The organism is Pantoea sp. SGAir0180 (assembly GCF_043546245.1).
Genome location: NZ_CP028071.1, coordinates 4,193,288 through 4,207,443, shown reverse-complemented (window position 1 = coordinate 4,207,443; position 14,156 = coordinate 4,193,288). Strand labels below are relative to the sequence as shown.

The following is a 14,156-nucleotide window of genomic DNA, read 5'->3' as shown; positions in this document are numbered from 1 at the left end:
AAACCTCAAACGAATAAACGGGATACTAAATAAAATACACAGCAGTAGAGAGCTGTATTGAAGAGTGCCGGGTGCCAGACAAGATCGTAAATACCACTGGGCGTCAGCACGCGTTTCACCAGCCAAAACAGCATAAGTGAAACGATGAGTTCGATAAAAATGGGCGGAAAAGAGAGCCCAAACATGACAAAGACCGGAAGTACACTCATTAAAAATCCTTAGTTCGACACGGCCGGGATAGTCCACCGCCTTGATCGACGCAAAAGCCTGCGCCCTAAGCCACATCTGAACTACGGCTGGCTTAATAATAGCGTATCATCGGGTGTTTTCAGGTAATGAAGCGTCGCCAGGTGATACCCCGGTACGCTTATAGTAACGCGCTTAACTATACGTTTTCTACTGAATGTGATCTAAATCACTTTTTAGCCAGAGTAAACAATGGAACGACTTAAAGGTATGTCGATATTTGCCAAAGTGGTTGAATTAGGTTCTTTCACGGCGGCCGCACGACAGCTTCATCTCAGCGTGTCATCCATCAGCCAGATAATCGCCAGGCTGGAAGATGCCCTTCAGGTTAAGTTACTCAATCGCAGCACACGCAGCATTGGCCTGACCGAAGCGGGGAAAATTTACTATCAGGGTTGCCGCCGCATGCTGGCTGAAGCCAGCCAGGTACATGAGCAGTTATATGCGTTTAATAATACGCCTGTCGGGGTGTTACGGATTGGCAGTTCCTCCACGATGGCGCAGAACGTCCTGGCCGGCATGACCAGTGATATGTTGCGTGACTATCCCGGCCTGAGTGTCAATCTTGTCACCGGCATTCCTGCCCCCGATTTAATCGCCGATGGCCTGGACGTGGTTATTCGGGTGGGCGCATTGAAAGATTCCAGTCTGTTTTCACGCAGGCTGGGCGCAATGCCCATGGTGGTGTGTGCCGCTAAATCCTACCTGGCGCAGCATGGAACACCCGAAAAACCGGCAGACATTACAAAATTCGCCTGGCTGGAATACAGCGTTCGCCCCGACAACAATTTTGAATTGATTGCACCCGAAGGCCTTGTGACTCGTTTGTCACCTCAGGGGCGTTTCGTCACCAATGACTCCCAGACGTTAATTCGCTGGCTTAAGGCAGGCAACGGCATCGCCTATGTCCCGATGATGTGGGTGGCAGATGAGATCAAGAGCGGAGAGATCGATATTTTATTCCCACACTATCAATCCGACCCGCGTCCGGTTTATGCGTTATACACCGAAAAAGACAAGCTGCCGCTGAAAGTTCAGGTCTGTATCGACTACCTGACGCACTACTTTGAACAGGTTGCCGAGCAGTACAAGCAGCACCGCAAGACATAGCGCGTCGCCTTTAGCAAGGTGCAGAACAGGGCATCACAAAGGTGCGGAGCAGGACTTTAAACAGGCATCATTTACGGCAGAGACAGGAAAATCGCGCCAGCGTTTACTGAATGTGGCGCCTTCAGGATGTAATAGTAGCGCACTAAAAACCCGCCAGCAGGCGGGTTTGTCAGGCTAATCAGGCGGTGCCGCCGATAGTCAGCTTGTCCAGCTTGAGCGTAGGCTGGCCCACGCCAACCGGCAGACTCTGGCCTTCTTTACCGCACACGCCAACGCCTTTATCGAGCGCCAGATCGTTGCCAACCATAGAGATTTGCTGCATTGCCTCAATACCGGAGCCGATCAATGTCGCCCCTTTTACCGGTTTGGTGACTTTGCCTTTCTCAATCAGATAGGCTTCGGACGTGGAGAACACAAATTTACCCGACGTAATATCGACCTGGCCGCCACCAAAATTAGGCGCATACAACCCGTATTCCACACTTTCAATAATGTCCTGCGGCGTCGATTTACCCGCCAGCATGTAGGTGTTGGTCATACGAGGCATTGGCAGGTGCGCATAAGATTCGCGACGACCGTTTCCGGTAGGATTCACGCCCATCAGCCGGGCATTCAGCTTGTCCTGCATGTAGCCTTTCAATACGCCATTTTCAATCAGTACGTTGTACTGTCCGGGTACGCCTTCATCGTCAATAGCCAGTGAACCGCGTAATCCCTCGATCGTGCCATCATCAACCACCGTACAGAGGTCAGACGCCACCAGTTGGCCCATCTTACCGCTAAAAACGGAGGTTCCACGGCGATTGAAGTCGCCTTCCAGACCATGACCCACGGCTTCATGCAGCAGCACGCCTGGCCAGCCCGCCCCCAGCACCACCGGTAAAGCGCCTGCAGGCGCAGCCACTGCGGAAAGATTGACCAGTGCCATGCGTACCGCTTCGCGTGCCCAGGCATCAGCGCGCACATCGCCATTTTCATCAGCGAGGAAAAACGCGTAACCAGTACGCGCACCGCCACCGCTGGTACCCCGTTCGCGTTTGCCCTGATCTTCCACCTGAACGCTGATGGACAGACGCACCAGCGGACGCACATCGGCGGCCAGGGTACCATCGGTTGCCGCCACCAGGACCTGCTCATATACGCCGGTCAGGCTGGCATTCACTTCCTGAACCCGTGGGTCCGCAGCCCGCGCAACCTGGTCAACACGATGTAACAGGGCGATTTTGTCTTCACGGCTGAGGCTGCCAAGCGGATCGACAGGCGCATAGAGCGCGCGGTTGACGACGGCTGACAGCGTGTGCGCCTTGCCATTCCCCTGCTCGCGTACGATGCTGCGGGCCGCTTCTGATGACAGACGCAGGGCATTCATTGTGATCTGATCGGCATAGGCGAAGCCGGTTTTTTCGCCGCTGACGGCGCGGACACCCACGCCCTGATCGATATGGTAGGAACCATCTTTAATGATTTTATCTTCCAGAACCCAGGATTCATGGAAGCTGGACTGAAAATAAAGATCGGCATAGTCCAGACGACGTTCTGAAAGCTGCCCTAACAGGGAAAAAAGGTCCTGCTGATTAATGTTGTTAGCAGTTAGCAACTGCTCACTTACCAGATTCAGAGTCATCGTTTCTCACTCAATATGTGCTCGGATATTCATAGCCTGAGGCAATTATGTTACGCCGTCAAATATCACTTGTTATAGGTTTCGCGTGGCTTACGCATAACCTCGTCAATTTTGGGCTTATCGAGCGGGCCGCTGATGTGATAGCGCAGCACAGAAATTTTACTCCAGAGCGGCCCCAGAACTTTACTGGCCGCAAATACCGCGGCCCCGACGACTGGGTTAATCGCGAACGCGGTGGCGACACCAACGGAGGCGGAAATTTCCGGGGTAACTATGGCTTCCATATCAATCCGTCGCTTCACAAGATCCATATTGCCCTGCATGGCGATATCCGCCTCCAGCCCATCGACTGACAGGTTATCAGTACGGATGACGCCATCTTCAATCCAGGCGGTACCATTGATTGAATCGAAATAGAAACCCTGTTTAAAAGTATCACTGAAGTCGAAACGCAGTTTACGTAGCAGTGCATCAAAACTGAGCAGGCGCAAAATCTGCCCCGCCGCACCGGTATCCACATCCGTTATCTGGCCTTTACCAAAGTGTGTTTTCAGTGTGCCGCTCAGCGTTTCCGCTGATGGCTGCCAGGGTGCAGCGCGCCAGTGCAGGTCATAGTTAATTTTGAAAGGTGCATCGCGTAATGGCGTATTTACGCCGAACCAGTTGGTTGCGTTATTGATATTGCTGCCCTGCAAGGTGCCTTTCAGCGAGGTACGCTGGTCGTTGGGCCGGTTAACCCATTCGCCCTGAATATTCAGACGCGAACTGCCTGTATCCACCAAGCCATTAGTAAGTGCTAACGTACTTCCTTTAGGTTGCAGCCCGGCGGAAACGCGCCCGTATTTTTGTCCCATCAGCCAGCATTCTGCACACTGAAACTGCACCGCAGGCCACTTGCTAAAGTCAATCTGATCGCTTTTTTGCCCCAGTGGCGAAGCCGCGGTATTTTTTCCGTCAGCGCCCTGCCAGTCGGGATTGTAATAAAGATAATCCAGAGCAACCTGCCACGCTGCTGACGGCGAGGTCGTAAGCTGGCCACGTAACTCTTTGGCATTAACCTTCACCTGGGTTTTACCGCCCATCACCTGGGTGACGGTGGTATCCACGTCATGCCACTCTTGCCCTGCCAGACTGACAGCGGGGCTACGTAAGATAATATTGCCTGGCAGCGTTGCCCCGCCCACCTTATGCTCACCCGTCGGGCTGGCCGCTCCGCCTTCGCCTACCATCAGGAGTGCCGCCCAGGCTTCGCCATCGAGCGCAGGCAAATTCAGCACCATGCCTGAACGATCCGGCAGCGCCGGTGTGGTTTTGGTGTCGTTAAGCCAGATGCCTCGCTCAACGCGCAGCGTGGGCTCCAGCAGCCAGCGGCTGTTAAACCGGTGCCGCTCGTCAACGCTGCCGCTTAGATCGAAATGCGTTAAGTCGCCGTTTGCATTAACGGTAACCGGCAGGCTCTCGCCAGCCTTTTTGTCGAGTGGCGGAGGTAAGCGACTACTTACTTCCTTACCGTCTCCTTTGAGTTGCACGGCATAATGCGCACCGCCCTTGTGAGGCAAGGTGACGTTTACCTCACCTTGCCACGGAAGATGACCGGCCAGTTGGCTGCTAATCTGTCGGGGTATATCATTGATTTTTGCCAGTTGCCAGTCCGCCTGTAATTTGACGTTCACGCCAAAATCGTCAGGATTCTCCTGCGTCGTGAAGCTGACATCGATCGGCTGTCCAAACCAGTTGGCCTGCAGCGTATCGCTTTCGAGATTGCCGTTGTTATAGCGGAACTGCCCCGTCAAATGGGTCATTGTGGTATTCAGGGGTTTGATATGCAGGCTGTTGTTATTCATCTGCACATCCCCGCTGGCGTGAACATCTTTGCCATTCAATGGAATATCCAGCTTGAGATGACCTTTGGTCAGGCCTTTGACCTGGAGCTGTTCCAGTGCCGCTCCCAGCGACGATTTGAGCGGCGTGTGCTGGAAGTACTCACCGATTTGCTGCCCGTCACCGCTGATATCGCCATTGATAATCAGCTTTTCCTTCAGGTAATCCGGGATGACAGCGCTGACATTGCGGGCATCGACTTCACCCAGTTTCGCCAGTGGCGCATTCATCCACAGGCCGTCATTCAGGAAGTTAAGATCGATATCAAGATTGCTGAGATCGGGCCAGCCCGGCTGGAACGCATAGGTTGCCTGGCGTAACGGCACCCAAACCTGGAACATCCCGTCGTTGTGCTGGAAGGGAAAAAGCGCTGGATTACCGTTAAACAGCAGCGTGGCATTACTGACCTTGCCGCCTTTAATCGCACCGCTTAAATAGTGTGTCAGCGAGTGGCCCATTATCGGTGTCGGAAAATAGCGCCACGCATCACCAGCGTTCGTGACGTTAATGCCGGCCAGAATATTCAGTTGAGGTTGCGCATCACTGTTTTGCTGATAGCGGAAATCGCCGTGCGCCCAAAGGGAACGAGCCTGAATGTCAAGGTCGTGACCCGCCAGCGTCAGCCCCTGCTTATCCTGCGTCCAGTTAAGGTTGCCGGTGATCTGTTTGATCTCCAGCGGTGCCTGGAACATATTACCATAAGGCACCGTAGCCTGCCCCATCGCAATTGCGGCTTGCCCATCGTTCAGGCTGCCTGTCGCCTCACCATTAAGATGGCTGATGCCGGGAACCAGCTTCCAGTACTGCCAGCTAAAATCACGCCACTTTACCTGAAAGCGGGTCTGCTCGGGTTGTGCTAAGGGAATATCTAACGCAAGCCCATCAATCGTGCCCCGCGGCCGCAATGCACGCCAGTTATCAAACAGCGCAGGTGAGAGAGGCGCAAAAAGCGGCACCAGCGGCGCGATGCGATCTAATGCTAACTGCGTCGCACGAACGCGGACTTCGGCCTCGCTGTTGCTGCCCAGCATCTGCTCGTCCTGCGGTTGCCAGAACAGCGAAAAATGACCAGCAGGCCACGCATTGCCGTCTGTGCTGAGTTTGGTTTGCGGCACCGTTACCACCCAGCCATTTTTATAACGCGAAAGGTGCGCCGTCAGACCATCAACGTTGAGAGTATGGGGACCGCTCTCGCCCTGCCAGCTTGCGCCGCCTTGACTTAACAACAGGTCGCCAGCGTAGATATCACCATCACGCAGAGTGACCCAGGCTGCCAGGCTAAACCGGGCGCTGTCCAGACGGGTGTTATCCCGCACCCAGCGGCCCAGCCAGGGGCGCATATCCACGTCATCAGCCTGCATCCAGATGCGACCGTCGTTGAGTAAGCCTTCGTTATCATTCAGGTCGAGACGGACCTGCACAACACCGTGCTGTCCGGTAAAACTCGACAGGCTGACCTCACCTTCTGCGCGATGTCGCGTATGTTCGTTCAGCCAGGTGAGTTTAGGGATAGCCAGTTCAGCATGCTGACCGGATGGCGTGATAAAACCAATCGTGCTGTCGCGCAGATCGAAGTGATCGAACTGGCGTAAAAACAGATCGTTGATCTGGGTGAGCCTGAAGCTGTGCTTCTCGTCGTCACTGGTCAGGAGAGGCTGAGTGCTGTTAAAGTGCAACTGCCAGAACGTCAGATCGCGGAACTGCCAGCGCCAGTGGAGCAATGACTGCCAGACGTCCAGCGCAACGGTAATACGCGCGATCGAGAGCGTCCCCGTTTGTTTCATGTCCACGTTCAGGTCACGGATTTGCAGCGTGGGCCCAAAATTTTCCCACTTGCCCTTCAGCTGGCTGGCGTTAACATTGGCACCGCTGACGTCAGAAACAAACTCTAAGACCTGACTACGATAGTTATCGAGGTGCGGCATCGCCAGACGCAGCGCACTGACCAGCAGCGCCACAATCACAATGACTGTCGCGAGCAGCAGTAACATCACTCTTGGCAACTGCCTCACTCACACCTCTCCTTGTCTACCGTTAACGACGGATGGTTGCTGCTCATACCCGGCGTCTTATGACATAAGCGGTATGGGGCCACATTTTACCCTAAAATGTGCGGCCAGACATCGTGAGCCTGACCGGCCAGCACTACATCATGACCACATCGAACTGTTCCTGAGTATAGAGCGCTTCAACATGCACCTTTACCTGCTTGCCGACAAACAGCTCCACTTCCGCCAGCGCATGGGACTCATCCGTTTTCAACGCTTCGCCCACCGTCGGCGACACGTAGACCAGGAAACGGTCAGAATCATAAGCATGATGAACACGAACAATTTCACGCATAATTTCGTAGCACACCGTTTCGACGGTCTTCAGTGTGCCGCGCCCTTTACACACCGGGCAATCCTCACACAGCACGTGTTCGATACTTTCGCGCGTACGCTTGCGCGTCATTTCCACCAGCCCTAAGGCGGAAAACCCGCTGATGCCCGTCTTCACTCTGTCTTTACTGAGTGCGGTTTCCAGCGAATGCAGCACGCGACGGCGATGATCTTCATTACTCATATCAATGAAGTCGATAATGATGATGCCGCCAAGGTTACGTAGCCTCAGTTGGCGGGCGATCGCCTGTGTCGCTTCCACATTGGTGTTAAAAATAGTTTCATCAAGGTTTCGGTGTCCGACAAAGGCACCGGTGTTGATGTCGATTGTCGTCATCGCTTCAGTTTGGTCGATGATGAGGTATCCGCCAGATTTCAGTTCAACTTTACGTTCCAGTGAGCGCTGAATCTCGTTCTCAACATCAAACAGATCAAAGATGGGCTGTTTGCCATTGTAAAGCTCGAGCTTGCTGGACATCTCCGGGATGTATTCGCTGGTGAATTCCTTAAGGAGATCGCAGGTCAGGCGCGAATCGACACGAATGCGATCCAGCGCTGCGCCCGCAAAATCGCGCAGAATACGCTGCGCCAGCGCCAGCTCACCATAGAGTAAACAACGGGTTTGATTGCGCTTTTTCCGCTCGCTGACTTTGGTCCAGAGCCGTTTCAGAAACGCAGCATCCTGCGCCAGCTCTTCTTCGCCAATGCCTTCCGCGGCGGTGCGGATGATGAAACCGCCCAGGTCGTCACAGTAGTCGGCCACGACGGCTTTAAGCCGTTCACGCTCTTTTTCACTGGCAATGCGTTGTGAAACGCCAACGTGTGAAGCGCCGGGCATAAACACCAGGTAGCGCGAGGGCAACGTGATATCTGTGGTCAGCCGCGCGCCTTTGGTGCCGAGGGGATCTTTCACCACCTGCACCACGAGATCCTGTCCCTGACGCACCAGCTCCGCGATATCACGTACCACGAAATTTTTCTTTTCATCGCCCGCAACGCATTCTGTATGCGGCATGATGTCGGACGCATGCAGGAAGGCCGCTTTATCAAGCCCGATATCCACAAATGCCGCCTGCATGCCAGGCAAAACCCGGCTGACGCGCCCTTTGTAAATATTACCGACGATGCCCCGCCGGGCTTCGCGCTCAATGTGAATTTCCTGCAGGATACCGCCATCAATGTAGGCGACGCGCGTTTCAGCAGGCGTAACGTTAACCAGTAGTTCTGCCGTCATGTTAACCCCTTACGGCACGCAGTGACTGGAACTGGTCAATCAGTTCCGCGGTCTCAACCAACGGTAATCCGACGACTGCGTGATAACTTCCATTGATTTTACGAACAAAGTTTCCGCCCTTTCCCTGAATACCGTAAGCGCCTGCTTTATCCATAGGTTCACCTGTGGCGATGTACTCATTGATGTCGTGTGCGGTTAAGTTACGAAACGTCACCTCGGTGACCACCAGACAGTCCAGCACCTGCTGACGATCGGCCAGCGCGATAGCCGTCATGACCTGATGCGTTTTTCCCGAGAGTTTACTGAGCATTGCGCTGGCATGGTCGGCATCGTGGGGCTTTTCCAGCACCTCGCCATTGAGCACCACGATGGTGTCGGCACCCAGCACCGGTAAGTCTTGCCGGGCAAGCGTGACGCCCGCTTTAGCTTTGTCATGCGCCAGGCGTCGAACATAGCCCTCTGCCGTTTCACCGGGTTGACGTTGCTCTTCAACATCAGTGACAAGACGCTCGAAGGTGATGCCAAGCTTGCTCAGCAGTTCACGTCGGCGGGGAGACGCGGAGGCCAGATACAGGGTTACCATAAATTTCCTTATTGAACAGCGAACTGACGGCGGATCTTTCTCATCAATAAGAATAGCCACGGCCAGAGAATCCCGTCGACAACACTGCTCCAGAAAATTTCAGGGCGGAATGAGACGTTGATCACCAGAAACTCTGCCCAGAAGACGATCACATCCATTGCTAATGACAGCACCATAACCATTAACGCCTGCTGCCACAATGCTAAGTTACGGAATAACTGGAATTTAAACGCAACCAGATAGGCGATAATGCTGAGCGCCAGTGCGCGAACGCCCAACGTCGAACCGGCGATTAAATCCATAATCGCCCCCAGCAGAAAACCGCTGCCCACATTCACGCGATGCGGCAGCGCCAGCACCCAATACACCAGAATTAACAATAGCCACGATGGCCGGAACATATAGATCTGTTCCGGCCATGGCATGATTTGCAGAATAAACGCCATCAGAAAGGACAGCCAGATCACCCATCGTCCCTGGCTGCGATATCGACTCAATTCTGGCCTCCGCGTGAGCGGGAAGCGGCATCCTGCGAACGACTTTCGCTGCTGCCCGAAGCGGGTGTGGTAGTCTGTGTAGTGGGCGCAGGCGGCCCCATTTCGCCGGCAGGCGGCAGCACCTGCGGCATCATTTGCATCAGGCGCTCGTTCGCGACCCGATGCACTTCATCAGGCGCCATAGGCATATCACCATTATGATCGGCTCCCCAAAGCAGCAGCAAATAGCGCAGACGTTGCAGACCCGCAGTAGGATGTGCCTGAATCACGGTATAAGCGCGTTGCGTATCCACTTTTACCGAGGACACGACACCGACAGGATAGCCTTCAGGGAAGCGGCCACCTAAGCCTGAGGTGACTAACACATCGCCCACGCGAATATCGGTATTGCCTGGCAGATGTTCGAGTTGTAAATCTTCCGTACAGCCATTGCCCGCCGCAATGACACGAATATCATTACGCAGTACCTGAATGGGTAGCGCATGTGATGCATCACAAATGAGCAGAACGCGGCTGGTAAACTGACCGACAGCGATGACCTGGCCCACAACACCTTTATCACTGATGACCGGCTGACCTTCATATACGCCATTGGCGCTGCCTTTATCAATCACGACCTGATCGGTATAGGGATCGGTACCGGTGGAGATCACCTGGGTCACCATCTTATGCTCGTCCTGACGCAGAGGTGAACCCAGCAATTCGCGCAGGCGTGCATTCTCCTGCTTGTATTGCCCCAGCATGAGCAGGTCGCTGTTTTTCAGAAACAGCTCCCGACGTAACGCTTTATTTTCCAGCTCAAGCTGCTGGCGTGAAGCCAGCGTATCTGACACGCCATCCAGAAGTTGACGCGGGCCGTTGGCCAGGAAGTAAAACGGACTGACCGATGTGTCCAGATAGTTGCGTATTTGCGTAAATGAACTCACGCGACTATCTGCGATGATGATGGCAATCGCCACAATCACCGCCAGAAAGAGACGCAATTGCAGAGAAGGGCCTCTGCTAAAAATCGGCTTCATATAATCTGCGTGTTCCTCGACTACAAGGTAAGAAAGTACGGACGTACCGCACTTTCCTGGGCTGGACACATCATACCGATGCACGCAGCGCCGGTTTACACGCTACTCCCTGCGCACTGTTACGACGGTCTCAGCCGGTTGAGGCCATTATTCTTCGCTGAATAAATCGCCGCCATGCATGTCGATCATTTCCAGGGCTTTACCGCCGCCGCGCGCAACGCAGGTCAGCGGATCTTCCGCGACGACAACAGGAATGCCTGTTTCTTCCATCAGCAGACGATCCAGATTTCTCAGCAGCGCACCACCGCCTGTCAGGACCATGCCACGCTCGGAAATGTCAGAGGCGAGTTCTGGCGGACACTGTTCCAGCGCGACCATTACTGCACTCACAATTCCGGTAAGCGGCTCTTGCAGGGCTTCAAGGATTTCATTTGAGTTAAGGGTAAAGCCGCGTGGCACACCTTCTGCCAGGTTACGACCACGCACTTCGATCTCACGCACTTCGTCACCCGGGTAAGCAGAGCCGATCTCATGCTTGATACGTTCCGCTGTGGCTTCACCAATCAGTGAACCGTAATTACGGCGCACATAATTAATGATGGCTTCATCGAAGCGGTCACCACCGATACGCACGGAAGAAGAGTAAACTACGCCGTTCAAAGAAATGACGGCAACTTCAGTGGTACCGCCACCAATATCGACTACCATTGACCCGGTCGCTTCAGAAACCGGTAAGCCAGCGCCAATGGCGGCCGCCATAGGTTCTTCAATCAGGAACACTTCACGTGCACCCGCCCCCTGGGCAGATTCGCGGATTGCGCGGCGCTCAACCTGCGTGGCACCGACAGGCACACATACCAGCACGCGCGGACTTGGGCGCATAAAGCTGTTGCTGTGAACCTGCTTAATGAAGTGCTGCAGCATTTTCTCGGTCACGAAGAAGTCGGCGATAACGCCATCTTTCATAGGACGAATGGCTGCAATATTGCCCGGTGTACGGCCTAGCATCTGTTTGGCGTCATGACCAACGGCCGCTACACTTTTAGGTGAGCCGGCACGATCCTGGCGAATAGCCACTACGGAAGGCTCGTTCAGCACGATGCCTTGTCCTTTTACATAAATCAGGGTGTTCGCGGTACCCAGGTCAATGGACAAGTCATTGGAAAACATGCCACGAAATTTTTTAAACATACTAAGGGATAATCCTGCAAGCTGGAGGCGGAAAATAAAATCCGCTTACTTTACCAACCACACGAAGCTGCCACAAGGCGCAAAAACGTTCTGCTTCGGTGAAAAATTAGGCGACATTCGCATTAAATCATTTACAGCTGTTTCGCACACGAGCGGAACAGCGATATCACGCTATCAGAGCTGCTTGTTAAAGAATTTTCTTAACTTTACTCCGACATAAAATCTAACATTTCAGGCGCTCTATTCTGCCTGTTTGTTGTCCTGTATTCACTAAAAGCTGGCGTAAAACCGGCGAATTCAGGCAAACGATTAAATCTGGTAACGTTGCGAGTACTTTTTCACATTACTGTTGACCGGCTGAGAAGGTGAAAACAGGTCGCCCTGCCCGCCTTCAACCCCTAATTCGACCAGAGTTTGCCACTCCGCTTTTGTGCGAACGCCTGCCGCATAAAGCCGGGTACCGGTCGGCTTGCAGACGTCCAGCAGGCTCCGCACAAACAGCTGATTTTCAGTACGGCGCTCAATGTTGCGCACCAGGCCGGCATCCAGCTTGATTAACGCGACCGGCAGTTGCCTGATATAGGCGCTACTGACTACCGTCAGTCCTGCCTGACTGATGGCAATCCGGCAGCCAAATGCCTGGAGCGAATGCAACACCGGAATCAAACGGCTGATGTGTTGACAAACATCCCCTTCCGCAAGTTCAAATAAAAATCGTTTTCGCTGACTTTTTGGGCAGGCCAGCAACATTCGCTGCAACCAGACGACAAAGGGACGCTTTAACAGAGAGTCGATACTGACCGGGATAACCAGTGTTTCTTCAGGCCACAGCTCTGACAAAGCGGCAATGCGCAACACCATCTGCCGGTCCCAGCTCTCTACCATCCCAAGCTGCTGCACCAGTGGCATGTATTCAGCCGACAGCACTTCTTTATCACCATCAAAGATGCGGCTGAGTATGACACGATGACGAACCTTGCCCTCACGGTCCACGGCAGGTTTTTGATAGAGCCGCGGCCCACCGCGACTGAGTGTATTTTCCAGCAAAGTGCGCCAGCGAACACTGCCGCGCCCGGCATCCTGCGGATTGCCCGCGCCGTTTGACCAGTTATTGCCACCGGACAGCGTTGCCCGTCGCGTCGCCATCTCCACATTTTCCATTACCTGCGGCACCGTCTGGCCACTGTGCCAGGCGCTGATACCAATGTGAATAAAGTCGTCACGGTTCACCATGCGCATAGGAGGTAACGCATCAACGGCATTAATTAACTGGTCAGCGATGCTGTTGGCCTCTTTCAGGCTGCGGTGCGGCAGCAATACCGCAAAATCACTGTGAAAATAACGCGCAAGAAGCGCGCCGGGATAACGCATGACAAAAGTGGACAGCATATTGACGACGTTAAACAGGTACTCTTCAACCAGCACCGGTCCAAGCGAGTGATCGTGCGTGTCGAGCTCAGGAAAGCGGATCATCATGACCACGCCGTGTGTCCCGACATCTTCCTGGTCCTCCAGCAAGGTGGCCAACTGATTATCGAAGAAAAGCCGGTTATTCAGCCCGGTTCGGCCATCCTGCGCAGCAAAGGTACGAATTAACGTATCAATGCGAACGCGCTGCTCGCCGGCTTCCTGTAAATCTGACAGAAGCTGATCGATCGCCCGACTGGCTTTGGGCGGCCACTCATCACGCTCCTTTTGGCGGAAGAAGGTACGCTCGCCAGCAAGAATCGATGCCGAACGACTTTCCAGGTGTTCCATCCCGCGCCATTGACGCACCAGCCAGCGATGGATGATGGACAGCATCACCGCCATAATCAGTACAACCAGCACGAGGGCGACAAGGGTATAAGTTGCAGGAATCGAGCGTAGCCAGGTTTGTGCAGGATCGAGAATCGTCAACTGGAGCCGCATTCCCGGTTGGTGCATTAGCGCAATGTCAAAATGGATATAGCGGTTTTTTTCGTGCTCGAGCATCTGATTTTCATGGCGGGACAGCGTAAAAACAGGTTGGCGACCATTATAGAGAGAAAGTTGCTTCGCGTTGATAACAGGCAACATCGGGGCCAGCCAGGCCTTGAGCGCATCGGGAGGCTGGCTCAGCAAGACGTTATCAACTTCGGTCGCCAGCACCTGTACGCGACTTTCGACGCGCTGATGCGTGAGCCAGAAAACACTAAAAGCACAACCCACCAGCATTAAAACCATTGCCAGTACGCTAATCAGTGTAATAAATGCAGAAAGTTTGGTCGTTAATCGCATCCCTGTGCCTGTTTCACTTCGGTTGTCGCCGGATCACGCTGGCGCTGCACTGCAGCCGGAAGAAATTTGTGCAAAATAACACAAATGTCGTCTGGCAACAGTGGCGTTGTGCGTGAAGGCGAAGTATACCG

Annotated in this window: 10 protein-coding genes; 1 reads left to right on the top strand and 9 read right to left on the bottom strand. The window is 53.9% G+C overall.

Annotated features, from left to right (window positions below; all coding sequences use genetic code 11):
- Positions 1-5: 5 nt before the first annotated feature.
- On the bottom strand, positions 6-209 hold the full coding sequence (gene aaeX / locus C1N58_RS19775; RefSeq protein ID WP_006120970.1) for a p-hydroxybenzoic acid efflux pump operon protein AaeX: 204 nt from the start codon (positions 207-209) through the stop codon (positions 6-8).
- Positions 210-438: 229 nt separating this feature from the next.
- Between aaeX and aaeR the strand changes: the two genes are divergently transcribed.
- Positions 439-1,356 carry an HTH-type transcriptional activator AaeR gene (gene aaeR, locus C1N58_RS19770; protein ID WP_006120971.1) on the top strand — a complete coding sequence of 306 codons (918 nt, stop codon included), beginning with the start codon at positions 439-441 and terminating at the stop codon, positions 1,354-1,356.
- Between the two features lie 178 nt (positions 1,357-1,534).
- Here the strand turns inward: aaeR and tldD are convergent, their stop codons facing one another.
- From tldD to csrD, 8 genes are all read right to left on the bottom strand, one after another.
- Entirely contained in the window at positions 1,535-2,980 is a 1,446-nt protein-coding gene (gene tldD, locus C1N58_RS19765; protein WP_006120972.1) for a metalloprotease TldD, read from the bottom strand.
- A gap of 65 nt (positions 2,981-3,045) precedes the next feature.
- Complete coding sequence (gene yhdP, locus C1N58_RS19760; protein ID WP_394564432.1) at positions 3,046-6,873, bottom strand: AsmA2 domain-containing protein YhdP; 3,828 nt, start codon at positions 6,871-6,873, stop codon at positions 3,046-3,048.
- A gap of 133 nt (positions 6,874-7,006) precedes the next feature.
- Positions 7,007-8,476 (bottom strand): ribonuclease G, encoded by a 1,470-nt coding sequence (gene rng, locus C1N58_RS19755; protein ID WP_033740062.1) that lies wholly within the window; start codon positions 8,474-8,476, stop codon positions 7,007-7,009.
- A 1-nt stretch (position 8,477) separates the two neighbouring features.
- The gene (locus C1N58_RS19750; protein WP_394550247.1) at positions 8,478-9,059 is read right to left on the bottom strand and encodes a Maf family protein; all 582 of its coding nucleotides are present in this window, start codon (positions 9,057-9,059) and stop codon (positions 8,478-8,480) included.
- A gap of 8 nt (positions 9,060-9,067) precedes the next feature.
- Positions 9,068-9,556: a rod shape-determining protein MreD gene (mreD, locus tag C1N58_RS19745; protein ID WP_006120976.1), complete on the bottom strand. Its 489-nt coding sequence runs from the start codon at positions 9,554-9,556 to the stop codon at positions 9,068-9,070.
- The gene (gene mreC, locus C1N58_RS19740) at positions 9,553-10,575 is read right to left on the bottom strand and encodes a rod shape-determining protein MreC (protein WP_006120977.1); all 1,023 of its coding nucleotides are present in this window, start codon (positions 10,573-10,575) and stop codon (positions 9,553-9,555) included. Before mreC ends, mreD begins: the two co-directional genes overlap by 4 nt.
- Positions 10,576-10,722: 147 nt before the next feature.
- Positions 10,723-11,766, bottom strand: coding sequence for a rod shape-determining protein MreB (mreB, locus tag C1N58_RS19735; protein WP_003855260.1), 1,044 nt, complete (start codon positions 11,764-11,766; stop codon positions 10,723-10,725).
- A gap of 309 nt (positions 11,767-12,075) precedes the next feature.
- Entirely contained in the window at positions 12,076-14,025 is a 1,950-nt protein-coding gene (gene csrD / locus C1N58_RS19730; RefSeq protein ID WP_394564431.1) for an RNase E specificity factor CsrD, read from the bottom strand.
- Positions 14,026-14,156: the final 131 nt, after the last annotated feature.

Bases quoted from the DNA above. Each gene is read 5' to 3' on its own strand.
- aaeX (WP_006120970.1), bottom strand. From the start codon at position 209: ATGAGTGTACTTCCGGTCTTTGTCATGTTTGGGCTCTCTTTTCCGCCC.
- aaeR (WP_006120971.1), top strand. From the start codon at position 439: ATGGAACGACTTAAAGGTATGTCGATATTTGCCAAAGTGGTTGAATTA.
- tldD (WP_006120972.1), bottom strand. From the start codon at position 2,980: ATGACTCTGAATCTGGTAAGTGAGCAGTTGCTAACTGCTAACAACATT.
- rng (WP_033740062.1), bottom strand. From the start codon at position 8,476: ATGACGGCAGAACTACTGGTTAACGTTACGCCTGCTGAAACGCGCGTC.
- C1N58_RS19750 (WP_394550247.1), bottom strand. From the start codon at position 9,059: ATGGTAACCCTGTATCTGGCCTCCGCGTCTCCCCGCCGACGTGAACTG.
- mreC (WP_006120977.1), bottom strand. From the start codon at position 10,575: ATGAAGCCGATTTTTAGCAGAGGCCCTTCTCTGCAATTGCGTCTCTTT.
- mreB (WP_003855260.1), bottom strand. From the start codon at position 11,766: ATGTTTAAAAAATTTCGTGGCATGTTTTCCAATGACTTGTCCATTGAC.
- csrD (WP_394564431.1), bottom strand. From the start codon at position 14,025: ATGCGATTAACGACCAAACTTTCTGCATTTATTACACTGATTAGCGTA.